The 24,178-nt window shown below is 66.3% G+C and carries 31 protein-coding genes; 15 read left to right on the top strand and 16 right to left on the bottom strand.

What is annotated here, in order from left to right:
* From H0P51_RS11435 to fdxA, 6 genes are all read right to left on the bottom strand, one after another.
* Positions 1–1,245, bottom strand: a complete 1,245-nt coding sequence (locus H0P51_RS11435; protein ID WP_246398566.1) for an alpha/beta hydrolase family protein — start codon at positions 1,243–1,245, stop codon at positions 1–3.
* A gap of 101 nt (positions 1,246–1,346) precedes the next feature.
* Positions 1,347–2,210 carry an NAD(P)H-dependent flavin oxidoreductase gene (locus H0P51_RS11430; protein WP_180918148.1) on the bottom strand — a complete coding sequence of 288 codons (864 nt, stop codon included), beginning with the start codon at positions 2,208–2,210 and terminating at the stop codon, positions 1,347–1,349.
* An 8-nt stretch (positions 2,211–2,218) separates the two neighbouring features.
* On the bottom strand, positions 2,219–2,566 hold the full coding sequence (locus H0P51_RS11425) for a cupin domain-containing protein (RefSeq protein WP_180918147.1): 348 nt from the start codon (positions 2,564–2,566) through the stop codon (positions 2,219–2,221).
* Positions 2,567–2,578: 12 nt separating this feature from the next.
* Positions 2,579–3,004 (bottom strand): hypothetical protein, encoded by a 426-nt coding sequence (locus tag H0P51_RS11420; RefSeq protein WP_180918146.1) that lies wholly within the window; start codon positions 3,002–3,004, stop codon positions 2,579–2,581.
* Positions 3,001–3,657 carry a helix-turn-helix transcriptional regulator gene (locus H0P51_RS11415; protein WP_246398564.1) on the bottom strand — a complete coding sequence of 219 codons (657 nt, stop codon included), beginning with the start codon at positions 3,655–3,657 and terminating at the stop codon, positions 3,001–3,003. Before H0P51_RS11415 ends, H0P51_RS11420 begins: the two co-directional genes overlap by 4 nt.
* Before the next feature lie 15 nt (positions 3,658–3,672).
* Complete coding sequence (gene fdxA / locus H0P51_RS11410) at positions 3,673–4,017, bottom strand: ferredoxin (protein ID WP_180918145.1); 345 nt, start codon at positions 4,015–4,017, stop codon at positions 3,673–3,675.
* Positions 4,018–4,071: 54 nt separating this feature from the next.
* On the opposite strand from fdxA, the gene H0P51_RS11405 reads away from it, so the two are divergent.
* From H0P51_RS11405 to H0P51_RS11390, 4 genes are all read left to right on the top strand, one after another.
* Positions 4,072–4,671 (top strand): DUF2249 domain-containing protein, encoded by a 600-nt coding sequence (locus H0P51_RS11405; RefSeq protein WP_180918144.1) that lies wholly within the window; start codon positions 4,072–4,074, stop codon positions 4,669–4,671.
* Entirely contained in the window at positions 4,671–5,471 is an 801-nt protein-coding gene (locus H0P51_RS11400; protein WP_180918143.1) for a class I SAM-dependent methyltransferase, read from the top strand. The genes H0P51_RS11405 and H0P51_RS11400 overlap by 1 nt, the downstream gene beginning before the upstream one ends.
* 22 nt (positions 5,472–5,493) lie before the next feature.
* Positions 5,494–5,979, top strand: coding sequence for a baeRF2 domain-containing protein (locus tag H0P51_RS11395; RefSeq protein WP_180918142.1), 486 nt, complete (start codon positions 5,494–5,496; stop codon positions 5,977–5,979).
* 83 nt (positions 5,980–6,062) lie between these two features.
* The gene (locus H0P51_RS11390) at positions 6,063–6,755 is read left to right on the top strand and encodes a phosphoribosyltransferase (RefSeq protein WP_180918141.1); all 693 of its coding nucleotides are present in this window, start codon (positions 6,063–6,065) and stop codon (positions 6,753–6,755) included.
* A gap of 27 nt (positions 6,756–6,782) precedes the next feature.
* On the opposite strand, the gene H0P51_RS11385 is transcribed toward H0P51_RS11390, so the two are convergent.
* Genes H0P51_RS11385 through pcaH form a run of 3 tightly spaced genes read right to left on the bottom strand, consistent with a single transcriptional unit; the run spans position 6,783 to position 9,251 of the window.
* Positions 6,783–8,000 (bottom strand): lyase family protein, encoded by a 1,218-nt coding sequence (locus tag H0P51_RS11385; RefSeq protein WP_180918140.1) that lies wholly within the window; start codon positions 7,998–8,000, stop codon positions 6,783–6,785.
* Positions 7,997–8,560, bottom strand: a complete 564-nt coding sequence (gene pcaG / locus H0P51_RS11380) for a protocatechuate 3,4-dioxygenase subunit alpha (RefSeq protein WP_180918139.1) — start codon at positions 8,558–8,560, stop codon at positions 7,997–7,999. The genes H0P51_RS11385 and pcaG overlap by 4 nt, the downstream gene beginning before the upstream one ends.
* The gene (pcaH, locus tag H0P51_RS11375) at positions 8,553–9,251 is read right to left on the bottom strand and encodes a protocatechuate 3,4-dioxygenase subunit beta (protein ID WP_180918898.1); all 699 of its coding nucleotides are present in this window, start codon (positions 9,249–9,251) and stop codon (positions 8,553–8,555) included. The genes pcaG and pcaH overlap by 8 nt, the downstream gene beginning before the upstream one ends.
* A 331-nt stretch (positions 9,252–9,582) precedes the next feature.
* On the opposite strand from pcaH, the gene H0P51_RS11370 reads away from it, so the two are divergent.
* The 6 genes from H0P51_RS11370 to phtC all read left to right on the top strand — a co-directional run bounded on the left by H0P51_RS11370 (position 9,583) and on the right by phtC (position 14,906).
* On the top strand, positions 9,583–11,265 hold the full coding sequence (locus tag H0P51_RS11370) for a PE family protein (protein WP_180918138.1): 1,683 nt from the start codon (positions 9,583–9,585) through the stop codon (positions 11,263–11,265).
* Between the two features lie 116 nt (positions 11,266–11,381).
* Positions 11,382–12,665 carry an aromatic ring-hydroxylating dioxygenase subunit alpha gene (locus H0P51_RS11365; RefSeq protein WP_180918897.1) on the top strand — a complete coding sequence of 428 codons (1,284 nt, stop codon included), beginning with the start codon at positions 11,382–11,384 and terminating at the stop codon, positions 12,663–12,665.
* A 4-nt stretch (positions 12,666–12,669) separates the two neighbouring features.
* On the top strand, positions 12,670–13,188 hold the full coding sequence (locus H0P51_RS11360; RefSeq protein ID WP_180918137.1) for a 3-phenylpropionate/cinnamic acid dioxygenase subunit beta: 519 nt from the start codon (positions 12,670–12,672) through the stop codon (positions 13,186–13,188).
* Positions 13,185–13,418, top strand: coding sequence for a dihydrodiol dehydrogenase (locus H0P51_RS11355; protein ID WP_180918136.1), 234 nt, complete (start codon positions 13,185–13,187; stop codon positions 13,416–13,418). Before H0P51_RS11360 ends, H0P51_RS11355 begins: the two co-directional genes overlap by 4 nt.
* Entirely contained in the window at positions 13,415–14,200 is a 786-nt protein-coding gene (gene hcaB, locus H0P51_RS11350) for a 3-(cis-5,6-dihydroxycyclohexa-1,3-dien-1-yl)propanoate dehydrogenase (RefSeq protein ID WP_180918135.1), read from the top strand. Before H0P51_RS11355 ends, hcaB begins: the two co-directional genes overlap by 4 nt.
* On the top strand, positions 14,178–14,906 hold the full coding sequence (gene phtC, locus H0P51_RS11345) for a 3,4-dihydroxyphthalate decarboxylase (protein ID WP_180918134.1): 729 nt from the start codon (positions 14,178–14,180) through the stop codon (positions 14,904–14,906). Before hcaB ends, phtC begins: the two co-directional genes overlap by 23 nt.
* On the opposite strand, the gene H0P51_RS11340 is transcribed toward phtC, so the two are convergent.
* Positions 14,903–15,667: an IclR family transcriptional regulator gene (locus tag H0P51_RS11340; RefSeq protein WP_180918133.1), complete on the bottom strand. Its 765-nt coding sequence runs from the start codon at positions 15,665–15,667 to the stop codon at positions 14,903–14,905. The two genes, phtC and H0P51_RS11340, sit on opposite strands and share 4 nt — an antisense overlap.
* Before the next feature lie 424 nt (positions 15,668–16,091).
* Between H0P51_RS11340 and H0P51_RS11335 the strand changes: the two genes are divergently transcribed.
* Together H0P51_RS11335 and H0P51_RS11330 are read left to right on the top strand one after the other, a co-directional pair.
* Positions 16,092–16,853, top strand: a complete 762-nt coding sequence (locus H0P51_RS11335; RefSeq protein WP_180918896.1) for a polysaccharide deacetylase family protein — start codon at positions 16,092–16,094, stop codon at positions 16,851–16,853.
* A 157-nt stretch (positions 16,854–17,010) separates the two neighbouring features.
* The gene (locus H0P51_RS11330) at positions 17,011–17,670 is read left to right on the top strand and encodes a DedA family protein (RefSeq protein ID WP_180918132.1); all 660 of its coding nucleotides are present in this window, start codon (positions 17,011–17,013) and stop codon (positions 17,668–17,670) included.
* A 1-nt stretch (position 17,671) separates the two neighbouring features.
* On the opposite strand, the gene H0P51_RS11325 is transcribed toward H0P51_RS11330, so the two are convergent.
* A complete protein-coding gene (locus H0P51_RS11325; RefSeq protein WP_180918131.1) occupies positions 17,672–18,304 on the bottom strand; it encodes a TetR/AcrR family transcriptional regulator in 633 nt (210 codons plus the stop codon).
* A gap of 160 nt (positions 18,305–18,464) precedes the next feature.
* On the opposite strand from H0P51_RS11325, the gene H0P51_RS11320 reads away from it, so the two are divergent.
* On the top strand, positions 18,465–18,890 hold the full coding sequence (locus H0P51_RS11320) for an anti-sigma factor antagonist (protein WP_180918130.1): 426 nt from the start codon (positions 18,465–18,467) through the stop codon (positions 18,888–18,890).
* A 27-nt stretch (positions 18,891–18,917) separates the two neighbouring features.
* On the opposite strand, the gene H0P51_RS11315 is transcribed toward H0P51_RS11320, so the two are convergent.
* Positions 18,918–19,580, bottom strand: coding sequence for a TetR/AcrR family transcriptional regulator (locus H0P51_RS11315; RefSeq protein WP_180918129.1), 663 nt, complete (start codon positions 19,578–19,580; stop codon positions 18,918–18,920).
* Positions 19,581–19,724: 144 nt separating this feature from the next.
* On the opposite strand from H0P51_RS11315, the gene H0P51_RS11310 reads away from it, so the two are divergent.
* Positions 19,725–20,831 (top strand): carboxylate-amine ligase, encoded by a 1,107-nt coding sequence (locus H0P51_RS11310; protein WP_180918128.1) that lies wholly within the window; start codon positions 19,725–19,727, stop codon positions 20,829–20,831.
* A 4-nt stretch (positions 20,832–20,835) separates the two neighbouring features.
* On the opposite strand, the gene H0P51_RS11305 is transcribed toward H0P51_RS11310, so the two are convergent.
* The 4 genes from H0P51_RS11305 to H0P51_RS11290 form a co-directional block, all read right to left on the bottom strand.
* The gene (locus H0P51_RS11305) at positions 20,836–21,603 is read right to left on the bottom strand and encodes a sulfite exporter TauE/SafE family protein (protein ID WP_180918895.1); all 768 of its coding nucleotides are present in this window, start codon (positions 21,601–21,603) and stop codon (positions 20,836–20,838) included.
* Positions 21,604–21,753: 150 nt separating this feature from the next.
* Entirely contained in the window at positions 21,754–22,626 is an 873-nt protein-coding gene (locus H0P51_RS11300) for a hypothetical protein (protein WP_180918127.1), read from the bottom strand.
* 324 nt (positions 22,627–22,950) lie between these two features.
* Entirely contained in the window at positions 22,951–23,253 is a 303-nt protein-coding gene (locus H0P51_RS11295) for a hypothetical protein (RefSeq protein WP_180918126.1), read from the bottom strand.
* Positions 23,254–23,258: 5 nt separating this feature from the next.
* The gene (locus tag H0P51_RS11290) at positions 23,259–23,552 is read right to left on the bottom strand and encodes a putative quinol monooxygenase (protein WP_180918125.1); all 294 of its coding nucleotides are present in this window, start codon (positions 23,550–23,552) and stop codon (positions 23,259–23,261) included.
* A gap of 192 nt (positions 23,553–23,744) precedes the next feature.
* Between H0P51_RS11290 and H0P51_RS11285 the strand changes: the two genes are divergently transcribed.
* On the top strand, positions 23,745–24,164 hold the full coding sequence (locus H0P51_RS11285) for a DUF732 domain-containing protein (protein WP_246398562.1): 420 nt from the start codon (positions 23,745–23,747) through the stop codon (positions 24,162–24,164).
* Positions 24,165–24,178: the final 14 nt, after the last annotated feature.

Raw genomic sequence — 24,178 nt, 5'->3', positions numbered from 1 at the left:
TCAGGATGCCGAGCGCCGGGCGACGGGCGGGTACCCGTCCAGCAGGCCCGACTGCTGCAGCGCGTCGTGGATGAAGTGTTGGACGGGGCGCGACCGGATGAAACCGGCGTGTCCGCCGCGGTACCAGTGGATCTCGGGCTTGCCCCAGTGCTCCCAGAGCCGGATCACCTGCTCGCGAGGATTGACTACCTGGTCGGCGACACCCGCGTAGACGAAGCGCCCCCGCATCGGCACCAGCGGGGTGAGCGACAGCGGCGACATCATCTCTCCGATGGGCTCGGCCAGCCGCATCGTGTCACGGCGCGGGTCGCCGGCACGCAGACCCGAATGCCTGCTGAGCAACTCGACGAGGTTGGCCACCGGTACCCCGAGGATGGCGCTGGTCAGCCCGCTGTCCAGGCTGGCCACCAGTGCCGCGATATAGCCACCGAGCGACATGCTGTTCAGCCCGATCGGCGAGTCCGGCTCCTGCGCGCGGACCCAGGACAGCAATCGGCGGATGTCCCAGACGGCCTGTGCGGTGGCGTGCACGTCGTCCATCACGTCTTCGCCCGGGAAGACCGCGCCCTTGGGCAGCCCACGCGCCCGCTGGCCGTGCATGGGCAGCACGGGCAGCACCACGTTCAAGCCCAGCTCCTCGTGCAGCTTGCGGGCCCGAAATATCATGAGATCGATTCCGGGATGGCCCATTTCGGTGCCATGCACACAGACGAGCCAGGGTCGTGGCTCCGGATGACGCAGCAGCACTGCGTATTCACGCCGCAGCGCGGTATAGCTCTGCCACCGTTGGGCGCCGGGTTCCCCGGCATGCGGTGCGTAGCCGCTGTCGAAGGACAGCCGCTGGTAGTGACGTCCCTGCTTAACCACCACGTCCGGAGGCGGTGGTGGCTCAACGAAATAGCCTTCCGGCTTCTCCAGCCAGCCTTTGCTTTCGTAGAAGTCGAGCGCCTCGACCACTTCGTCGTTAATGCGCTGGAATGCGACTGGTCGGCTGACCGGGCGTCGAATCTTTAGACCGGCCAGCACCACTTCGTCGCGAAATGCTTGCGCCGCCAGCGCAACAGTGGGTCGTGCGATCGGCAGGTCGGGGAGTTCGAGGGCATCCGGGTCGGCACCCGACTTGCGGTACTCACGCCACGACCGGGAAAGATAGCGACCCGTGTGCGCAAACGGCCGCGCCACCTCTCCGATCGTCCGGCGCACCTTGCGGCCCCGCGAACGACGCTGTTCACCGGCTACTGTCATAAACCCGACGCTAACACCGCAAGGATGCGCGCCTAGGGGCGAAAGAGGCGGATTTTGGTCACTTCAAGCCCGTCAATGGGGCGTGGATCACGTCTAGCGCCCTAGCCGCACCAACGCGTCAGCAAACTTTTCGCGCCCTCGCACAGCTCCTCGATGACCGTGCCTGCGGATGTCGCTTCGCGGATCATCCCGACCCCTTGCCCCGCATCAACTGGCAGGTCATCGGCGACCACCGATTCGGCGAGCACCCGGGACGGAAAACGCTCCGGCCACGGCAATCCCGCGGCGATGTCGAAGTCGCGCGTGACGCGGGTGTCGGTCGCGGCCGCCTCAATCAGGGCGGACCGGGCCGAATCGCCGGTGAGAGCTTCCGGGCAGGCCGCCAGCCGGGTGCCCAGCCAGGCGCCGGCGGCTCCGGCGGCCAGTACGGCGGCCAGGCTGCGGGGTGACGCGATCGCACCACCGGCCAGCACCGGCACGGTCACCGCGTCGAGCACCGCATCCAGCAACGGCAGTGTGCCCACCTGCACTTCGCCGTGGCCACCACCCTCGGCGCCCCGGGCCACCAAGACGTCGACTCCGGCGTCGGCCGCCCGTCGCGCCCCGATCACGTCGTAAACCTGTGTGGCAGTGGCAATTCCGGCAGCATGCGCCAGCTCGACCCAGGACAGGTCAGTGCCGAAGCTGACCGACAACAAATCCGGTTCAGCGGCCAGCGCGTCGTCCAGCAATCCGGGCTGAGAACGCATTACCCAGTCGACCAGTCCGATCCCGAATCGTTCACTTACATAACGCAACTCAGCGGCCAGCGACTCGCTGGTCGCGGTACTGCCCATGCCGATCATGCCTAGACCGCCGACGGCGGTGACGGCGGCCGCAAGTCGGCCGCCGGCGACCCCGCCCATTGGCGCGTTGACGATCGGTACCCGCAGGCCAAAGGCGCGCGACCAGGCCGTGGCGAGCATTCCTCTGGCTAGTGCGACGCGCCCGGCTGGGACTTGAGCACGGTCAATATCACCACTGAGTCCTCTATTGCGAGTAGCGCGTGCCGAACCGGCGGGATCGCGACGTAATCACCGGTCTTTCCGTCCCAAATGTCGTCTCCGGCGGTGAGGCGCACATGGCCCTGCAACACCTGCAGCGTCGCTTCGCCCGGACTGTCGTGCTCGGCAAGTTCGTGTTCGGCGAGCAGGGCCAGCACCGTCTGGCGGAGTTCGTGGGTGTGGCCACCGTGGATGGTGTGGGCTGCCCGACCGCTGTGCGACTTGCGCGCCTCGGCCAGTTTCTCGGATGCCAGGCTGTTCAATGAAATGGATTCCATCGGTGCGTCCTTTCAGAGGCTGAGCAGCAGTATGCCCGCCACCAGCAATGCGACCACCTTGACCGCCTCAATTGCGACGTAGACGTAGTGGGCGCGCGACCGTGGCCCTTCGGCGCCGGCCAGCACCTGATCCGAGCGCCGGGCCAATCGGGGCCGCACCGCGATCAACTGAATGGCCAGCGCGACTCCGGCGATCCCGTATGCCACCAGGATTCGCCCCGGCGTCGGCCCGGCGACCAGATAAGCCAAAAGAACTAGGGCGAACCCGACTTCCACGGTATTGAGGGCGCGAAAAACCAGGCGTCCGATGCCCAACCCGATTTGCAGGGTCACATTCGGTGCACGGAACTTCAGCGGCGCTTCCAGGAACGAGATGGCTAGCACCATGCCCAGCCACACGAAGGTAACCGCGGTCTCTACGGCATGTGGGGTGCTCATCGCGAGACCCCTTCCAGGTGGGCGAGGCACAGATCCGGCTGCACGAACGCCTCCAGGCGCTCGACGGCTACGGGCGCCGCCCAGGTTTCCAGCGCGCCGCGCATGAGTCCGAGGTGAATCGGACACACCACGTTGGACCGGGTCTCGGCGAGCTCCAGGAACGGACAGTGCCGCAAGCCCACCTGTTGCTTGCCGTCGGCCACCCGACGTTCCGGCGCGAAGCCCAACTCGTCGAGCAGTACGACTAGACGGTCGATCGACTCATCCACGCTGTCAGTGTCGGGCGCATCGAGTCTCTTGCCCCACTCCCGACCCGCGGCCAGCGCCAAGCTGCTCGAATTCTCCTCTGTGGCAATACCATTGGCGAGTATCTCGGCGAGCAGTCGGTAGTGCCGCGTGCCACCGCGGTCCATCTGCCGCACCGCGGCGAACATTAGCGGCGGACGCCCGGGGCCGCGGCGCGCGGGCTCGACCTGCTCCACCTGTCCGTCGCGCACCAGGCTGTCGAGGTGGAAGCGCACGGTGTTGGGGTGCACGCCGAGTTCGTCGGCGATGGCCAGGATGCTCAACGGCTCTCCTGAGGCCCGCAAGACCCGCAGCACCGCGCGGCGGCGGCGTCCTCCGTCCTCGGCCGGCCCGGTTGCGTCACTCACTGGCACTCGACCCCTTCACTCATCAGCCTTGGGTTGGCTGGCGACCAGCGGCGCATCCACACCAAGCGGTCCCACCTTGGCGGCACCTCCCGGCGAACCCAGTGGCGCGTCGCGGCCGGGCAGGGTTTCGTTGAAGAACGCTTCATTGTCCGCCAGGTACGGTTGCAGGTCTTCGGGCAGGTCGTCTTCGTAGTAGATCGCCTCGACCGGACACACCGGTTCGCAAGCGCCGCAGTCCACACATTCGTCGGGATGGATGTAGAGCGCCCGACCTCCCTCGTAGATGCAGTCGACCGGGCACTCTTCGACACAGGCTCGGTCCATCACGTCGATGCAGGGCTTCCCGATCACGTACGCCATGGGTTAGAGTTTACACAATAGGTATTGTAAAAACTAGGAGAATCGGGAAAGGCTATGGCCGAGAACGAGCTTGACGTCCGTGAGTTGCGTAAGCCCGACAAGCATCCCACGATCTTTGCCCGTTATGACGAACTTTCGCCGGGCGAATACTTCGTCCTGGTCAACAATCACGACCCCAAACACCTGCGCGCAGAGTTCGACATCGAGCACCCGGGCAGCTACCACTGGGAGTATCTCGCCCGGGGTCCACAGGAGTGGCGCATCCGAATCGGCAAGCGCACCACGACATCGTTGCCGCGCGTCCTGACCAACACCGCCGAACTGGGTGACGACGCGGCGGATGCAACCGGTGCGGTGTGGAAGCTCGAGGTTCGCGCGCGCGATCTGGACGCCAATGTCGTCGCAGTGCCGCCGGAAGGCAGAATCGACACACACACGGGACCCGATCTTGACGTGCTGATTCACGTCTTGTCCGGCAGCGGCCGGCTGACCACCGAGGAGGGCATCATCGACATGCACCCTGGCGCATTGCTCTGGCTGCCACGACGTTCCCGACGACAGTTCACCGCCGGCCCGGACGGACTGCGCTACCTCACCGTGCACAAGCGCCGGCAGGCACTGGTTCTCGAGGCCCCGGCCCGGCGGGCAGTCTGATGCCTCAGGGCAACGAACCGCTGCCGGCGTCGCAGCGCGACGACGAACACGTGCAAGGGCACTGGCTGCTAGCGCGCTTGGGCAAGCGGGTACTGCGGCCCGGCGGAGTCGAACTCACCCGCACGCTGCTGGCCCGGGCCGACATCACCGGCGCCGACGTCCTCGAGCTGGCACCAGGGCTGGGCCGCACCGCCGCCGAGATCGTCGCCCGCAACCCGAAGTCCTATGTCGGGGCGGAAGGCGACGCCGATGCGGCCAGCCACGTTCGCGGTGTCCTCGGTGGCAAGGGCGAGGTCCGAGTCACCGACGCCGCAGAAACCGGCCTGCCCAGCGCCAGCGCCGACGTGGTCATCGGCGAGGCGATGCTGACCATGCAGGGCGATTCGGCCAAGCACGCGATCGTGGCCGAGGCCGCACGAGTGCTGCGGCCCGGCGGCCGCTACGCGATTCACGAACTTGCGCTGACACCGGACGACGTACCCGAGGAGGTCAGCACAGAGGTGCGCCAGTCGCTGGCCCGGGCCATCAAGGTCAACGCGCGGCCACTGACGATCGCCGAATGGTCGCAGCTGCTGGCCGGGCACGGGCTGGTGGTGGACAACGTCACCACCGCACCGATGGCGCTGTTGCAGCCGCGGCGAATCGTGTCCGACGAGGGTGTGCTGGGCGCGCTGCGCTTCGCCAGGAACGTTTTGACGCAATCCGAGGCACGTAAGCGAGTCCTCATGATGCGCAACACTTTTCGCAAACACCGCGAGCGTCTGGCCGCGGTCGCGATCGTCGCTCACAAACCGGGCTGAGCCGCCCCGTTCGTTCCGTGGGATGGCAAGCGCTGACGGCCCTTATGCTTCAGTGCATTTCGACGGTTCGCGCAATGCGTCGGACGCCGCCGAGCAACTCGCGGTCAAGTGGCACGACATTCACACGGAACTGGAAACCCGCGGCGCCACAGGCAAACTCATCGACAAGGTTGGCGATGCCGTGCTGAACTCACGGCCGCCAGTTGGCCGGCGCGGGCGGGCCATCGTGGCAACCGGCGAACGCGCGCTGGTCAACGAGCACCCAATCAGTCCGCCCTCGGCAAGCGAGGTGCGGGTGTCCGAGTATCCGTACCTGGTGCCGCTGATGGATTTGGAGATGCAGCGCCCGACATACGTGTTCGCCGCGATTGACCGCAACGGCGCCGACGTCGCGCTTTATCAGGGCGAGACGGTCTCGGCGGCAAGCATCAACGGCGGTGGCTACCCGGTCCATCGGCCGGCTACCGCGGGTTGGAAGGGCTACGGCGACACGTTGGCCAGCCGCTGACACCAGGAGTCGGGATTTTCGTCACCTCAAGAAGTGCCTTCCGTCCATAGCGGCGGCCGCAAACTGGAATCCACACTGGATTCATGCAGCGATACACCGATCGCGCGGACGCCGGGCGCAAGCTCGCCCCATTGTTGAGCCATCTGCGTGAGGAAGACGTAGTGGTCCTGGGATTACCGCGGGGCGGCGTTCCGGTCGCGTTCGAAGTGGCTCGCGAGTTGCGGGCTCCCTTCGACGTGCTACTGGCTCGAACACTCACGGTGCCCGACCAGCCCGGGTTGGCCTTCGGCGCCGTCGGGGAAAGGGGCGTGCGAATCAACAACGACGCCGTTATCCAGCAGACGGGCCTCACCTACCGGGAGATGGACGACGTGGAGAACCGGGAATGGGAGGACCTGATCCGGCGCGGACAGCGGTTCCGCAAGGACCACGGCAGGATTTCACTCAAGGGTCGAATTGCATTGATCGTCGACGACGGCGTCGCAACCGGAGCGACTGCGCAGGCCGCCTGCCAGGTTGCGCGGGCCCAGGGGGCACGCAGGGTGGTCCTAGCAGTTCCGATCGTGGCCGCCGACGTCGCGAAAAGGCTCACCGAGTACGCGGACGATGTGGTCTGCGCACAGAAACCTGTCCCACACTTCGCGGTCGCCCACGGATACCGAGACTTCGCACCCGTTTCCGACGACGACGTGGCCGCACTCCTCGACCGCGCCCGCAACGGCTTCGTCTCTAGCACAGTTGAATCGGGGCACAGCTGGGTGGCTACATCGCCGTGAGCATCCCCCCGGACACCGGTGCGTGCGTCACCCGTCCAGCGCCCGCCGGGCACGCTGCACGCTTGCCTCGGTCAGCCTGTCGGCTGCACCGAGATAACCAGGCGACGGAAGTTTTCCAGCCAACTCGGCGATAGCGCGTTGCTCACCGAGAACGTCTGCGCCAGCAAGGTTCTCGGCCATCGCATCGGTGTGCACATTCAGGCCGGACACCAGTTCGATGCACTGCGAACCGGCGACCACCGTGCGGCGTGCCAGGGTGCGCAGCGTGTCCCATTCCGCGTGCCAGGTGCCATCGGGGCGTTCGTCGTTGGCCAGGGCGGCAGCTGTGTGAAGGGTGGCGGCCAGCGCCGGCGCGGCGATGGCGGCGCGTCGAATCAGGATGGACAGCACCGGATTGCGCTTGTGCGGCATCGACGACGACCCGCCACGCCGCGCGCCGGCGGGTTCGCTCAGCTCGCCGATCTCCGGGCGAGCCAGGGTGACTACGTCCGAGGCGATGCGTCCCCAGCAGTCGGTGCATGCGATCAACGCGTCACCGAACGCGGTGATCGGTGCGCGGTTGGTGTGCCACGGCGGGCGAAATTGCAGGCCCAAAGCGGTTGCGGCGCTGCGCGCTACGTGTTCGGCGGCCGCCACCGGGTCGGTTGCCCCAGTGCGTAGTGCCATTAGTTCGACGGCGGCCGAATAGGTTCCGACGGCGCCGCCGAACTGGGCCGGGATAGCGAGTGCCCGCAGCCGGGTATAAGCGTCGACGACCCCGTCCAGCCACCCAGCCACCTTCACTCCGAACGTGGTAGGTGCCGCTTGCTGGGTCAAGGTGCGTGCCACCATCGGCGTGGCGCGGTGCGCTTCGGCCAGTGCCGAGAGAGCCGAAATCTGTTCGGCAAATTGCGCTCTGAGCTGCTCCGCGGCGGTACTCAGCGCCAGCATGAGGGCGGTATCCATGACGTCCTGGCTGGTGAGTCCGCGGTGTATGTACCTGCCCTGCGCCGACGCCGCGCGTTGCCGCAGTAGGCCGACCAGCCCGATTACGGGGTTTCCGCCATTCTCGGCCGAAAGCGCCAATTGCTCGGTATCGCCCTCCCCCACCAGCTCGCCCAGGTCGGCACCCTCGGCCGGCGCCACCCCCGCTCCGACCAGGGCGTCGAGCCAGGCGGATTCGACCCTGACCATCGACCGCATCAACATTTGGTCCGTCAGAAGATCCCCGGCACGCTCGTCGCCGGGCCACAGCAGATTGGTCATCGCGCCTCGTCCCGGTAGGCCAGGAACACCGTTTCATCCTGACCCTGGAGGTGGATGTCGAATCGGAATGCCCCTCGGCCGATTTCCTCGACGCATAGCAGGCTCGCGCGCCGATGCGGGGCCACCGCGGACAGGACCGGATCGGTGTCCAGGGCGGCGCCGGGCAGGTAGGCGCGGGTGAACAGCCGATCCAGCAGGCCGCGGGCGAATACCGTCAGCGCGAAGTACGGTGACCGTCCGGCACCGGTGGGACCGGGAATCACGGTACGCAATGAGTACTGGCCGTCGCTGCCAGTTGCTGCCCGGCCCCAGCCGGTGAAGGTCCAGCCATCGCGGCGCAGCGAACCCGAGGCCCGCGGAATGCGGCCGGCGCTGTCCGGCTGCCAGAGTTCCACCAATGCGTCGGGCACCGCGACGCCCGCGCCGTCGAAGACGGTCCCGCGTAGCTCGACGGCGCCGGGAAACTCCGCGCACACCAACTCGCTGTCCCGCGGGAACGGGAGTCCGATGCCGAAGAACGGACCCACCGTCTGGCCCGGCGTGCGCGCCAACTCATCCATCGCAGGCGCCCCCGCGGCTCAGCACGACGTCCCAGCGGTAGCCAGTGGCGTATTCCGGCTCGGTCAGCTCGTGGTCGTAGCGCGCGATAAGTCGTTGCCGCGCATCGGGATCGAGAACCGAGGCGAGGATCGGATCGAGACCTGCCAGCGGGTCGCCGGGAAAGTACATCTGGGTGACCACGCGTTCGGTGAAAGCGGTGCCGAAGACCGAGAAGTGGATGTGCGCGGGTCGCCAGGCGTTGTGGTGGTTGCGCCAGGGGTACGGGCCGGGTTTGACGGTCTTGAAGCGGTAGGAGCCGTCGGGCCCGGTCAGGCACCGGCCGGCGCCGGTGAAGTTCGGGTCCAGCGGGGCGGGATGTTGGTCGTGCTGGTGGCGGTAGCGGCCGGCGGCGTTGGCTTGCCAGATTTCGACCAGCTGGCCTGCTACCGGGCGCCCGGATGCGTCGAGTACACGCCCGGTCACGATGACGCGCTCGCCGATCGGTTCGCCGGGGTGCCCGGCCGTGAGGTCGGCGTCCAGGGGGCCGACGTCCTGGTGGCCGAAGCAGGGCGCCGAGCGTTCGATTTCGTCGGGATCGACCAGCAGCAATGGGTGCTGGGGGTGTCGCAGGATGCTGCTGCGGTAGGGCGGGTAATCCAGCCGTGGCTGTGGCTGCGGCGCGCGTCCGTTCTCCGCGGCGATGGCGGCCATCTCCGCGCTGATATCGGCTTGCGAAGCGACGCGCTGCGGTGCGGCGTTCACGAAGCGTGAGGCTACTCGTGCCGTTCTTGCGCCGCGTCGCACCGCCCTGCGTGTACCGCGCTCAAATCGGCGTGGCAAAGCTCGCGCGATCAAGTCGATCGACCCTGCGCGCCTAACCCGGGGCAGGCAGATACGTGTGTTGAATCGTTGACACGCAACGCTTCCGAGGCCGTGATCCGTGCGTCGTTTGTACAGATTGCGACCCGAATTATCCATATACGGTAGCTAGTTTGGCGAATGTGCGCTGCCGCGGAGGGGGCCGATGCTAATTTTCGCCACCATGTCATACGTGGTCGCCGCTCCGGAGCTGGTGAGCGCTGCCGTCGGGGACTTGGCCAACATCGCGTCGTCCATCGGTGCGGCTCGGTCGGCTGTCGCGGGCGCAACGACATCGGTGGCGGCGGCCGGTTCCGACGAAGTGTCTGCAGCGATCGCGGCACTGTTCAATGCGCACGCGCGATCATTCCAAGCCATCAGTAGCCAGGCCGCAGCTTTCCACGACCAGTTCCTGCAAACCCTGTCGACCAGCGCATCCTCCTACGCCAGCGCCGAGGCCACCAACCTGGCGAGCATGCTCACCGACCCCCACCTCGAACTGTTCGGCGTGCTGATCGTCGGCAACGGCGCCAACGGGACCGCGGCCGCCCCTAACGGTGGCAATGGGGGCGTCTTGTGGGGTAGCGGCGGCGCCGGCTACACCCAGACCGGCTCGTCCGGCTCAGCCGGAGGCCGCGGAGGCAACGCCGGGTTGATCGGCAATGGCGGGCGCGGCGGTGGCGGGGGCTACGGCGCGGCCGGCGGCGCGGGCGGCAGCGGCGGCTGGCTCTACGGCAACGGCGGATCCGGCGGGTCCGGTGGGGCTGCGATGACGGGCTTCAACGGCGGCCTGGCGGGCAACGGCGGAACCGGTGGCGGCGGGGTGCTGTTCGGCAGCGGCGGTGCGGGCGGCCAGGGCGGCGCCGGCCTGGCCGGGACAGGTGTGACCACACCCAGCGGCGGAGTGGCAGCCACTGGCAGTGTGGGGGTGGACGGTAGCGGCACTACCGGTGTCACTGGCACTAACGGGGGTGGCGGCGGCGACGGGATGCCCGGCCAGACCGGTGGCACGGGTGGCGTTGGCGGCAGCGCGACCTCGTCCGGGGGCAACGTCGCGAACTTCGCCGCGACGGCCGGTGCGGGGGGCGGTGGCGGCATGGGAGGTTCCGGCGCCGACGCGTCGGCACTCAATGCCGGCGGCGTCGGCGGTCACGGTGGTTCCGGCGGCAATGCCGGCCTGCTGTACGGGAACGGCGCGGCGGGCGGTCACGGCGGCGTCGGCGGCGTCGGCGGGACTGGCGGCGCCGGCGTAGCCGGTGGAACTGGGGGCGCGGGTGGCGCCGCGAGCGTCGACGCAACAAATCGGTTCGCGAACGGGCAGGCCACCGGGGGAACCGGCGGCACCGGCGGCGTCGGGGGAACGGGCGGCGCCGGCGCGACCGGCGGACTGGGCGGTGACGGCGGTAACGGCGGCCGCGGCGGATTCCTGTTCGGTATCGGTGGCGACGCCGGAAACGGCGGTGTCGGTGGCGTGGGCGGCGTCGGGGGCGGTGGCGGCAGCGGCGGCATCGGTGGCACCGGTGGCGCGGCGACCGCGACCGGATCCGGTGTCCCCCTCCTGTCCAACGGCGGCACCGGCGGCGACGGCGGCACCGGTGGCGATGGCGGCGTCGGCGGAACCGGTGGCAACGGCGGGGCGGCCGGCAGCGCGGGACGTGGCGGGTTGCTGGGCTACGCGGGTGCCAGCGGCTCCGGCGGCACCGGAGGGATCGGTGGTCAGGGCGGCGCTGCCGGGACCCCGGGCCCCGGATCTGCGGGCGGTTCTGCCTTGGGTTCATTTCAGGCCACCAAGACCCCGGGCGGCTTCGGCGATGCGGGCTCCGGCGGCGCCGCCGGCGCCCAGGGCGAACCCGGCGCCTCTGGCTGACTTCCCGATCGAGGAGCAGCCCGCTCTCACCCATTCTCTACTGTTCGGAGATATTCTCTGTAGAGCAGACAGAGAGGGGTCCCGTGGACGACGTCTTCGAGCATGTCCGTCGCGGCATGATCCCTGCGCACATCTACAACGACCAGGACATTTTCGCGCTGGAGAAGGAGCGGTTGTTCAACCGCGCGTGGATGTTCGTCGGGCACGAATCGGAGATCCCGCAGGACGGCGACTACGTGGTGCGCCGGGTGCTCGACGATTCGTTCATCATCACCCGAGACTCGCAGCGCCGGGTGCGTGCACTGTTCAACATGTGCCTGCATCGCGGCATGCAGGTTTGTCGCGCCGAGATGGGCAATGCGTCCAATTTCCGCTGCCCGTACCACGGTTGGACCTACCGCAACGACGGCCGGCTCACCGGCCTGCCGTTCCACCGCGACGCCTATGGCGGCGACGCGGGCTTCCCCAAGGACCAATCGCTTTTGCCGGCACCGAATTTCGCAATGTACAACGGCTTGATGTTCATCAGCCTGGATGCGCACGCGCCCCCGCTGACCGAATTCCTCGGCGACTTCACCTTCTATCTGGACTTCTACAGCAAGCAGAGCATCGGCGGCCTGGAAGTGCGTGGGCCGCAACGCTGGCGGATCAAGGCGAACTGGAAGATCGGCGCCGAGAACTTTTCCGGCGACATGTACCACACGCCCCATACCCACGCCTCGATCGTCGAGATCGGGTTGTTTCGGGAACCCAAGGCGCAGAAGCGCAAGGACGGCGCCACCTACTGGGCGAACCGGGGCGGCGGCACCACTTATAAGCTGCCGCCGGGCGGTTTTGAGGAGCGCATGCGCTACGTCGGCTATCCCGACGAAATGATCAGCCGCATCAAAGAAGTCTGGTCGCCGCGCCAGCAGCAGGTAGTCGCACAGGACGGCTTCATGTTCTCGGCGGCCACCTGCTTTCCCAATCTGAGCTTCGTGCACAACTGGCCGAAGCTGCCCGGCACCGATCAGGTGCTGCCATTCATCTCGATCCGGCAATGGCAGCCGATCAGCGCGAACGAAACTGAGGTGTACTCGTGGTTCGCGGTGGACGCCGCCGCACCCGAGCAGTTCAAGAAAGACTCCTACAAGGCGTATCTGATGTGCTTCGGGTCCACCGGCATGTTCGAACAGGACGACGTGGAGAACTGGGTGTCGCTGACCACCACCGCGGGCGGCTCGATGGCCCGTCGACTGCTGCTCAACAGCCGGATGGGCCTGCTGGCCGACGATAGTCCGGTCATCGCCGCGCTGAGCCCGGAGTCCTTCCACGGTCCGGGCCGCGCGCAGGTCGGCTACAACGAATACAACCAGCGCGAGTTGCTCAAGCTGTGGGCGCAGCAGCTGGAGGCGGTGTGAGATAGTGAGAAAGCCGCTGCCTTTCAACGATATTCGGCACCTGCAGGCGCATCAGTTCCTGGTCGACGAAGCCTACCTGCTGGATGCCCAACAGTACGAGGCGTGGCTGGCCACCATGACCGACGACATCCGCTACGTCATGCCAGTGCGGGTCACTACCGCGCGCGGCGCCGGATTCGACACTTCGCCCGGGATGGACCACTTCGACGAAGACAAATACTCGTTGAGCCATCGGGTGGCGCGGATGGGCACCGAGCATGTCTGGGCGGAGGACCCGCCCTCGCGGCTGCGCCACTTCATCACCAACGTACGCACTTTCGCCTCCGACGATCCGGCGGAACTGCTTGTCGAGTCGGCCGAACTGCTGTTCCGCAGCCGCGGCGACGTCAACGAGAGCGCATTGTTGTCCTGCGGGCGCGAGGACTTGCTGCGACGCAGCGAGCAAGGCTGGAAGTTGGCCCGCCGCACGATCTTCGCGGACGAATCGGTATTGCGGATGCAGAACCTGGCGGTGTTCTTATGAATCCAGTCGGCGAGCCCATCAGTGTGGCAAACGAATTCACTGAGGTGGTGGTCCAGCGGGTGGACACCCGCAACGGCTCGCGGCTGTTGATCACCGCGCCCCGAAGCGGCCGCCAGATCACCCTGGACGCCCTCGAGGTCGAGGCACTGACCTGGCAGAACCCCCGTACGCTGGCGGCTATGGTCGGTAGCGCGCAGACCCCTTTGTTGCCGGATGACCCTCAACCATGACCGGGTGGCTACAGGACAAACGGGCCCTAATCGTGGGCGCGGGCTCCGGGATCGGCCGCGCCGTCGTCGACGCGTTTCGTGATGAAGGCGCGAAAATAGCTGTTCTGGAACATGATCGGGACAAATGCAACCACCTCCGCGCGGAGTTCCCCGACATCCCGGTGATCGAAGGTGATGCCGTCACCCGGGAGGCCAACGAGCAGGCAGTCAGCGCCACGGTAGACCGCTACGGCGGCCTGGACACCCTGGTGCACTGTGTCGGTGTCTTCGACTTCTACCGCAGACTCGCCGACATCGGCGCCGACGAGCTGTCCCCCGCATTCGAGGAGATGTTCCGTACCAACGTGCTCAGCCACTTGCAGTCGGTCCAAGCGGCACTACCTCGGCTGCGAGACGGGACGGGCCCCTCGATCGTGTTGACCGAGTCCACGTCCGCGTACTATCCGGGCCGCGGTGGCGTGCTATACGTGTCGTCGAAGTTCGCGGTACGCGGGCTGGTGACCGCGCTGGCTCATGAACTGGCGCCGCAGATCCGCGTCAACGGCGTGGCGCCGGGTGGGACCCTGAACACCGACCTGCGCGGCCTGGCCGCGCTGGGCCTCGACCAGGTGCGTCTCGACGACTCTGTCGGCAGGGCAACCGATCTTGCCGCCCGCACCCCGCTGCGCGTCGCGCTGTCCGGCGAAGACCATGCATGGAGTTATGTGTTTTTAGCCGCCGACCGCTCCCGCGGTCTCACCGGCGAAACCATCCACCCAGATGGGGGGTTCCGGCTTGCTTGAACACGAACGCGCGCTCCTCGCTCAGGCCTGCCGAGTCGCCGCGTCCCGCGGCCTGGTCGACGGCATACTGGGCCACCTCAGCCTGCGAGTTGACGACGAGCACCTGCTGATCCGGTGCCGTAGCGACTCCGACACCGGGGTTGCCTACACCCGCCCCGACGACATCCGGCTGGTGACCTTCGACGGGAAGCCCGGCGCCGCAGGCGAACTCGACGAATACCGGGTTCCCAACGAATTGCCGATCCACACCGAAACGATGCGGGCCGACCCGCGGCATCGGGCCGTCGCGCACCTGCACCCTCCAGCCGTGGTGGCCGCGGACCTGGCCGGTATCACGTTGCGCCCCATCTACGGGGCGTACGACATTCCCGGAGCCCGGCTGGCCCGCGGCGGAGTACCGGTGTACCAACGGGCTGTGCTGATCCGTGATTCGCGCCTGGGTCGGGAGATGGTGGCCGCGATGGGCGATGCTCCGATAGTGATCTGCCGTGGGCACGGCATCACCAGCACCGCCGGCACCACCGAGCAGGCCGTGTTGCAGGCGATCAGCCTGAACGAACTGGCCCGTATGTCGCTGCGGGTGCGCGCGGCCGGCGGAACTCTGCGCGAAATCGCCGACGAAGATTGGGACGACTTGCCGAACTTGGGCTCTGGCTTCAACGTCGAGTCGGCGTGGCGGCACGAGGTCGCGCGGTCGAGCGCTTAGCCCAGCTGATCGCTAATTTGGTTGGCCGCCTCGACAAGTGCGGCCGCCACCACCGGATATTTCTTGGCCGGCAATCGGTTCTGCGGCGCTGCAGCGTTCAGCGCGAGCAGCATCCCGGGCGCGCGCGTCGGTATCGGCACCGCGACCGAGGCGACGCCTTCCTCGCTCTCCTCGCGATTGGTGGCGTAACCCTGCCCGCGGATGCGGAAGAGCTCGTCTTCCAGACGCGTACGGTTGCTGATCGACCGCGACGTGATGGTAGGCAACGTCTCTTCCGGAAGTAGTTGCCGCAGTTCGGGTTCGGACAGCTGCGCCAGCAGCGCCTTGCCCGTCGAGGTGCAGTGCGCCGGCAGGGTGCGTCCCAGCCGGGATGCCACCCGGACGGCCTTGGGTCCTTCGATTGCGGCGACGAAGCGCACGCCGGCCCCGTCGAGCATCCCAACGTGGACGGACTCTCCCAATCGGTCGCTGAGCTCGCGCATAACCGGCACCGCGGCACGCTGAATGTCGATGCGCCCGAAGATAGCGAACGCCACTCCGGTGAGCGCCGGTCCGGGCAGGTAGGCCTTGGAGTCCGGATCTTGTCGGACAAAGCCGCGATAAGCCAGCATCGCCAGCAGGCGGTGCGCGGTGGAGGAGGCTACCCCCAAGTACCGCGTCGCCTCACTGAGCCGGATTTGCGGTTGCTCGCCCAGCAGCAACAACAGCCTCAGCGCGTTGTCCACCGACTCGATCGGGTACTGCGGCGGCTCTTTCCGCATCCATCGAGCCTATCCCCCGGATTCCGTGTGCCGTGCCACACCCGACATGGTGGCTGCTGCAACAGTTGTCGCGAAAACGGCATATTGTCCGCGAATCCCCGATACCGTTCTCGCAGCGTCGCGTTGCTTGGTGGTCGGGGAATCATGGCTGGTCGGCAACGCGGCGCGCTTAGCATCCGGCCGAACGCACGGCTGCGGGAATTGCGCAACGGATGGTCGCTCGGGCGGCGTCAACACGAGTGGACGACCAGTCCGGGGTTTACCAATTGGCCAACTCCCGAACGTCACGGCTTGATATAGAGTCGCGCGACACTTCACCCGCTCCGACGAAGTTAATCGGCCCAACGTCTAGCCTGATCGGGAGTTTGGGGTAATCGGGAGAAGACACGTGGGCGAATTCGACCGGCGGCGGCTCCTGGTCGCAATGGCCGCGACGGTGGCGGCCATCGGACTCCCTGGGTACACAACACCGCTGGCGCGCGCCGACATTCGGCCGATGGCGCCGTCCCCTGACCCTGGATCACGTGTCGATCTGCCCGGTGCCGGCGCATTGAAGAGACTTCCTGGCAACGGGAATCTGCTGGCGTGGACCGTCGACGACGGATCCAACCCTGACGTGGTGCGCCTTTACACGCAATTCGCCAAGGACACCGGCGTGCGGCTCACCTATTTCGTCACGGGCAGTTACCGGTCGTGGACCGAAAATGCCGCGCTGTTGCGACCGCTGGTCGATTCGGGGCAGATCCAGCTGGGCAACCACACGTGGACACATCCCGACTTGACCACGCTGTCGAAAAGCCAGATCGCCGAGGAACTCCGCAGCACCGACGCATTCCTGCGCAACACCTACGGGGTGGACGCCACCCCGTATTACCGGCCCCCCTACGGCCGACGCACTCCGGTGGTCGACGCGGTGGCCGCTGACTTGGGCTATCTGGCTCCGACGCTGTGGTCCGGTGACCTCCGGGATTCCGCACCGCGGTCCGAGGCCGACATCGTCAGGATGGCCTATCAGAGCTTCACTGCACAGAACATTGTGATCGGCCACCTCAACCATCCACCGGTCACCCACGTTTACGGGCAATTGGTCGACATCATCCGTTCCCGGGGGTTGCGTACCGTGACACTCAACGACGTCTTCCTGCGGCCGCAGAATCCGCACCGGATCGTCAAAGGTTCGGCGTGATTTGAGCTTTCGCGCACCGGCCGCCCACCTTGCCGGATGGTGAACGGTCCTGCTCGGAGCAGAAGGTGACGGCCCGAGTAGGCCAACGGAGATCGGCTCCGCCCACCTTTGGCCCAGTTGCGCCGCGGAGCCACCGCCGGTCAGGCATTCTTTACCCATGGATGTGCAGGCCCTGCTGGATTCGATCCCACCCCTTGCGGTCTATCTGGTGGTCGGCGGCGTCGTGGGATTGGAGAGCCTGGGCATCCCGCTGCCTGGGGAGATCGTGCTGGTCACCGCGGCGTTGATGTCATCGCACCACGAGCTAGCGGTCAATCCGATTGGTGTCGGCGCCGCCGCGGTGGTCGGCGCGGTGGTCGGTGACTCGATCGGCTATTCGATTGGCCGCCGGTTCGGGATGCCGCTGTTCGACCGTCTCGGCCGCCGCTTCCCCAAGCACTTCGGCCCTGGGCACGTGATGCTGGCCGAGCGCACCTTCAATCGCTGGGGCGTGCGCGCGGTGTTCTTTGGTCGATTCGTCGCTTTGCTACGGATATTCGCCGGCCCGCTGGCCGGGGCGTTGAAGATGCCCTATCCGCGGTTCCTGGCGGCCAACGTCTCGGGCGGAATCTGCTGGGCGGGCGGCACCACCGCGTTGGTGTACTACGCCGGTGAGGCCGCCGAGAAGTACATGTCGCGGTTCTCGTGGATCGCGCTGGTGATCGCGGTCGTCTGCGGAGCCACCGCCGCGATCTTGATGCGCGAGCGCACCTCACGCGCAATTGCCGAACTCGAGGAAGAACACAAGCGCACGACCGATGCCGCCGCGGCGTCCTGATTCAGCTCTCCGCGCTGCCTGTCACGTCGCTGGCGTGCACCGGTCGGTGCCGTTCGATAAGGTCGCGGGCCATCGCCTGGGCCCGACGGGCCGCCTCTCGGTCGCCGACGGCGGCGAGGATGATGGCACCCTTCATCAAGATATGCCATGACCAGGCGAAATCCTCCGCATCGCGCAGTCCCGCCGCGCCGGCGCGTTCCCGCACAATCTTGCGAACATTGTCGATATGGATGATGCTGGCCTGCCCGGCGGGGTGATCGAGCCCCATCTCCAGCAGCACATTGATGAAGGAGCACCCCTCGTAACCGTCGCGGTTCTGGAACCAGTCGTGCAGAACGTCGAAAATGGCGAGCAACTGTTCCTCGGCCGTTTTGCCTCGCAGCGCCGACTGCTCCTCGATCAGGCCGTGGGTCCACAGCTGTTCGCGACGCTCTAGCACCGCCAGCACCAAAGCATTCTTGGTGGCGAAGTGACGGTACAGGGTGGCTTTGGCCACGCCGGCTCGCTCGATGATCTCGTCAGTTCCCACCGCACGGATTCCACGTCGACTGAACAACTCGTAGGCGGCGCCCAGTATCCGCTCGCGGGCTGGCACGGCAGTCCCGGGAGGACCCGCGGCATCAGGAGTCAACATAGGTGATCTCAGCGTAATCACAGCGGCGATATATAGACAGACCGCCCTGTCTTGTTATACAACTGAGATTCACCGAACGACTTATCTGTCTGTCTTCAGACTGCAGGACGGGCAATCCATCGCGGCGCCGCCTCCAGCGCCAGTCGATTAGGAGTGCACCATGAGCCTGGTTCTTTCAGAATCCCTCGCCACCCACCTGACTCTGAGCACGCGGCTGGTGTTCGAACTGGGTGAGCCCCGCAGCACCCTGCGGGCCACCACCGCCCGCAGCGGCGAAGCCGTGGTGATCCATGCGGGCGGCGAGATCGACGCCTGCAACGAGCACACCTGGCGCCGATTGGTTACCGAGGCGGCCGCTACGGCCGCTCCACCGGGCCCGTTCGTCGTCGACGTCACCGAGGTCGACTTCATGGCGTGCGGCGCGTACTCGGTGCTGGCTGAGGCTGCCGAGCAGTGCCGTGAACGCGGGGTCAAACTGCTTCTGGTGAGCCGCTCGCCAATCGTCGCCCGGATTGTGCAGGTCTGCAGACTGGATTCGCTGCTACCGATTCACCCGACGGTCGACAGCGCGTTGAGCGACGGCTAGCTGCTCCGGTTCTTGACGATCTATTGCCTACGCCGCCCCGTCGCAGCGCGCGCCGTTCGTCACAAATTCGGGGTTGATCTCCGCCGGCGGTGGACCCACCTCAAGCACCGACCGCACCGCAGCGCGCAGGTACTTGCGCACCAGCGGCATGCCGTGCTGCTGCGCACGCAAACCAATCCATTTGGGCAGATCGATGATGCAGCTGGCGATCAAGTCGATGGCGTTGTCATCGCTTCGCCCCCAGAGACTTTCGGCCAGCTGCGCCATCGTCGCGGTGAGCTCGGCGTCCAACACCCGCAGCTTTTCGGCGACCTCGCTCGGCATCGGTTGACTCACCACATCTTCGCGACGCACCGTCATCAGGCATGCCGAGGATCCTGGAAACATCTTGGGGTACCGCAGCGAAGTCTCGGCGGCCGCGTACACCGCGTCGATCGCAGTGCTGCCGGGCGCCACTCTGGCCTCGTCGACCAGGCTGATCAGCAAGTCCAGAAAGCGGCGTTCCGCGCGTATCCACACACGTCCGAGCAATCCGCCGCGGGACTCGAAAGCTCGGTAGATGCCACCGTTGGAGACTCCGGTCGCCTTGGTGAGAGCACGAATCGTCACGGATTCGATGCCGTCCTGAGCGACAAGGTCTTCGGCAGAATCGAGGACGTAATCGTGGTGGTACAGCCGGGGACTCGACACCGCTAGATCGCTCCTTCGCTACGCATCTAGGCAATTGTCCCCAACAGACCCGGTTCCTACAGCGGAATCGCAGAGATAGCCAAAGTATTTGAGTCGGGCCGGTGGGGAGGTTTGCCCCGCGATTGCCGGGGTAGCTTTGCTGCCATGGGCTCAGGATGCTCCTGGGACGACCTCCCCACCGTGGGCGTCGAGGAGGAGTTTCTGCTCGTCGACCCACACACTGGTGAGCCGGCCCCGCAGGGCGGGGCAGTGGCCGCCGAGGCCGGGCGCCGCGGTGTCGAGCTGCAGCAGGAGTTGACCAGCTGCCAAGTGGAAACCACCTCGCCCGTCGTTGACACCGCTGCGGAACTGCGCGAGCAGCTCACCAGACTGCGTCGCACCGCCTCCGCAGCCGCCGACAGTGCCGGGGTCCGATTGCTGGCGCTGGGCCTGCCGCCGGTCACACCGCACGAGTTCCCCATAACCGACTCCCCGCGGTACCAGCTAATCGGCGACCGGTTCGGGATGGTCGCGCATGAGCAAGGTATCTGCGGATGCCACGTGCACGTGCAAGTGCCCGACCGGGCGGCCGCCGTCCACGCCAGCAACTGGCTGCGGCCGTGGCTGCCGACTCTGCTTGCTCTATCGGCGAATTCGGCAATCTACCGCAACACCGACACCGGGTATGCGAGCTGGCGCAGCGTGCTGTGGCGACGCTGGCCGGTTGCGGGTGCACCGCCGTATTTCGCCGCACTTGACGACTACGACCGCGCGGTCCAGATGTTCGTCGACTCCGGGGTGCTGCTGGATTCGGACATGGTTTATTGGGACGTACGTCCATCGGCGAATTTCCCGACGGTCGAGGTCCGGGTCGCCGACGTACCGGCCACGGTCGCCGAGACGGTGCTGTTGGCCACCTTGATCCGGGCCGCGGTGATGACCGCCGTCGACGAGCACGACCGCGACACCGTGCAACCACCGCCGGGCGCGCTGCGGGCGGCGTACTGGAAGGCCGCCCATGACGGATTGAGCGGCAACACACTGGATTTGATCGACGGTAGCGGTGCCGTGCCCACCCGCGACCAGTTAGCCGCGCTGGTACGACGGGTACATCGGGCATTAGATGCGCTGGATGCCTACCCAAATGTTGTCGACGAGCTCGAGCGGCTGAATACGGACGGCAACGGGGCAATGCGCCAGCTGCGGGCATGGCGCCGCCGCGGCGAGGTGATGGACGTCATCGAGCAGGCCGCTGTGGCGACGCTCAGCTGAGTCTCTACAGGGCGAGCAGACGATACAGGCCGATCAGTCCTACCGCCACGATGGTGGCGCGCAATGCATTTGGCGATAGCCGGCGGCCATAGCGAGCTCCGAGCAATCCCCCGAGCAGCGAACCCACCGCGATCAGGCCGGCAACCGACCAGCTGATGCGACCCCAGGCGACCAACGTATAGCCAACGGCTGCAACGATATTCACCATTAGCGTAAGCAGGTTCTTGGCGGCATTCATGCGCTGTACGGATTCGGGGAGTAGCGCACCCATCACGCCGACCAACAGAATGCCCTGCGCTGCGGTGAAATAACCGCCGTATGCGCCAACGGCAAAGGTGCCTGCCACCAGCGTCGCCATCCGCGCGGGACTGACGTGATCGGCCGATCGCCCGGCCTGCTGGGCTCGTCGGCTCGACCACGACTGGATCCGCGGACCGAGCACCACCAAGGTAAGCGCCAAGATCAGCAGGATCGGCACGATTCGGGTGAACACGTTCTCGGGCAGATGCAGCAGCAGGTACGCGCCCAGCACGGCGCCGGTGAGCGACGCCGGGATCTGCCAGCGCAACCGGTCCCACTGGCCCCGCAGCTCGGCGCGATATCCCCAGGTGCCCGACACTCCCCCGGCGACCAGACCCACTGCGTTTGACATGGTTGCCGTTACCGGCGGATAGCCGAGCGCGACCAGCGTCGGGAAGGTGATCAACGTACCCGAGCCGACGAGGGAGTTGATGGCACCCGCCCCTAAGCCCGCCAGGCCGATCAGAATCATGTGGGAAACCGGCACCGGGAAACTCTAGACTCTCGGCGACGCTCGAGCTGATCGGCGAGGCGCGCATGCGCTTCTGGCTCTGCGAGCAGTAGAGCCGAAATCAGCGGCTGCTCAGCCGTTGTCGGACTGAGCAGCCGCTGATTTTGTCGTTCAGCTCCCGGTGTAGGGAATCTGCGGCAGGTTGGGCAGGTTCTTCAGCGACGGCATCGGGCCACCCTGCTGGAACAGCTGCACTGCGGCGTTCTGGCCGTTGGTGTCGGCGACCCAGTCACGCACCTGCGTGTAGAGGGTGGTGCTGGCCTGGGTGGCCAGCTTGGCCGCCAGCTCATACATCGTCATGTTGGTCCCTGGCACCAGCTGGCCCCCACGCGGGGTGTGTGGGCCGTCCTTGTTCAGCGTGCTGTGGCATTCCTGGAAGCCGGGCGGCGGTCCGCCGGCCGGGCAGCCCTCCAGGGGGAACTGCTGCGCGAAGTCGATGCTGTAGTAGCCGGTGTGCAGGTCGGCGGGGAAGTCGGCTGGGTTGCACGTAGGGAAGATCGGCGGGGCGATCCGGTCCAACTGGCCGATCGCGACGTTCTCGTCGACCCAGTTGGAGTGGGCGTAGAAGTCCTGTTGCGTGTGCAGCAGGGCACCGAATGCGGCTCGGGCGCCTGGGCCGTCGGCCTCCGCGTTGCCGTTGAGCACCGATCCGCTCAGCACAATCGGCGAGAAGGTGTCCCAGGCCTGCTTCGCGCGGTTGCAGATGTCGACCGGGTTGATCGAGTTGTCCAGGTGACGGAACTCATCGGTGGCGTAAGCGTCACTGCCCATCGCGCCGCCCCCGGGTGGTGGGCCCAGCAGGATCTGGTTGACGGCCAGCTGGCTGACCTGGTCGCCGGGTAGAGCATTGCGCGTAATCGTCTCGTGGTACTTGACGTAGAACGCCTGAGCCCGTGGTGCGAACGCGACGAGAGAAGTGACAGCGGCGAGGCTGGCCACGACCACGACGAGCACGCCCAGCGGGTGCCTGCGGGTTAGCGTCATCAGAACTCCGTGCTAGTAGGGACCTAGAAGAACGCGGTTACGTGCGCTTTTGTAGACGTTTCCTCATGAACCTTACGAAATCAATGAGGATTCGGCGATATCAGCATGGGCGAATCAGTTGAAATCGATATTGGACAAGTGACAAGTAAGCCGGTGATCCTACCCGCGTTCTGATAACCAGGTGCGGTAGTTGCATTGAACGTGCCTGTGCACGTTGGCAATTCAGACTGTCAAACCCCTGCGTCAAGACCACGCACATATGCGATTGATATGGGTTTAATGTGCACTGGGTTGCGATTCGCGTAAGGCAACCCAGCAAAAGGTCTATAGGTAGGGCAGCGTGGTGGTCCGATAGGTTTCCGACGCATCGGCGAGCAGGTCGGTGAATTTGGTCTGCAACGTCGCGGTGGCGTCTCCGACCGGACGGTCGCAGAAGCGGCAGCGCGTGGCGAACTGAGCCTGCTCGTCATCGTTCGGCCAGAAGCGGCGCGGCCCTACAGCGGCGCCTGGGTCATACTGGACCGACTGATGCGCGCTCTCCCGCAAGATCCGGCCGACTGGATGCGCCTGCGGGCATTCGAGTTTCAGCGTTCCGATGCCCTCAGAAAAGCCGGAGAAACCCGTCATCGGTGTTAGACGTCGCTGGTCTTGTACCGGTTCTTGACCGGCGGCGCCGCCAGCAGCGGAGGAAGTTGCGTCAGGCGACCCTCGCCTGCGCGGAAACGCCGGTAGGCCTCGTCGTGATCGACCGACTCCCACACTTCGTAGATCAGCCAGTGCGTCTCGTCGTCCTCGTCGATCCACACGTCGGTCTGCAGATTTCCGTCGAACGCGCGGGTGTCCTGCAGTGCCCGGCCCATCAGCTCGCGCCCCGCCGAGACCGATTCAGGCTTGAAGCGCAGCTCGAGTATCACCGTGACCGACATCGTCGTCTCCCATTCTGGTACCGGGGCCGGGCATCGAGGATCGTACTTCGCGCCGCGCGCGGCCTGTCGACCGGGCGGGCGCGGCGCGACCGCTGCCCCGCTCGGTAATTCGCGGCGGAATCTTCGTCGACGAGCGGTTGATCTGCAACGAGACCTGCCAAGGAGCGATTCGGAACACGCACGCGTGATTCTTTGACTTTTGTTCTTCTGGAATTCGCCGCGGGTCACGTCGAAGCCGTTTCGAACCCGCAGACTGACGCGGTCGCCGACATGTGCCGAAAGGAACCAGATCACATGGTCTTGCCCCGCCGCATGCTAGGACTTTCGATTCTGGTTGTGGCTGCGGCCTATAGCGGCATCGCGACGGCGGCCGCCACTTCGGTTGACGACGCATACCTCGCTCAACTGCGCGCCGTGGGCTTCGCGTGGGCACCCGAGCATGACAACGCCATCGTCGGGATGGGGCACTTGATCTGCGACGACCTCTACTGGGGTTGGCCGCCGGACCGGATAGCCCAGGAAGTGCATGCCGACCTGGACGGCAGAGGAATCACGTTCGGCCAGATCACGTCGATGGTCGATATTGCCCGCGTTAGTTACTGCAACTGGTAGTCCGGCTCGGGGTC

The sequence above is a fragment of the Mycobacterium vicinigordonae genome (genome assembly GCF_013466425.1).
Lineage (GTDB): Bacteria > Actinomycetota > Actinomycetes > Mycobacteriales > Mycobacteriaceae > Mycobacterium > Mycobacterium vicinigordonae.
Note: the sequence above shows the minus strand (reverse complement) of the source record. Positions and strands in the feature narration are given on the sequence as shown.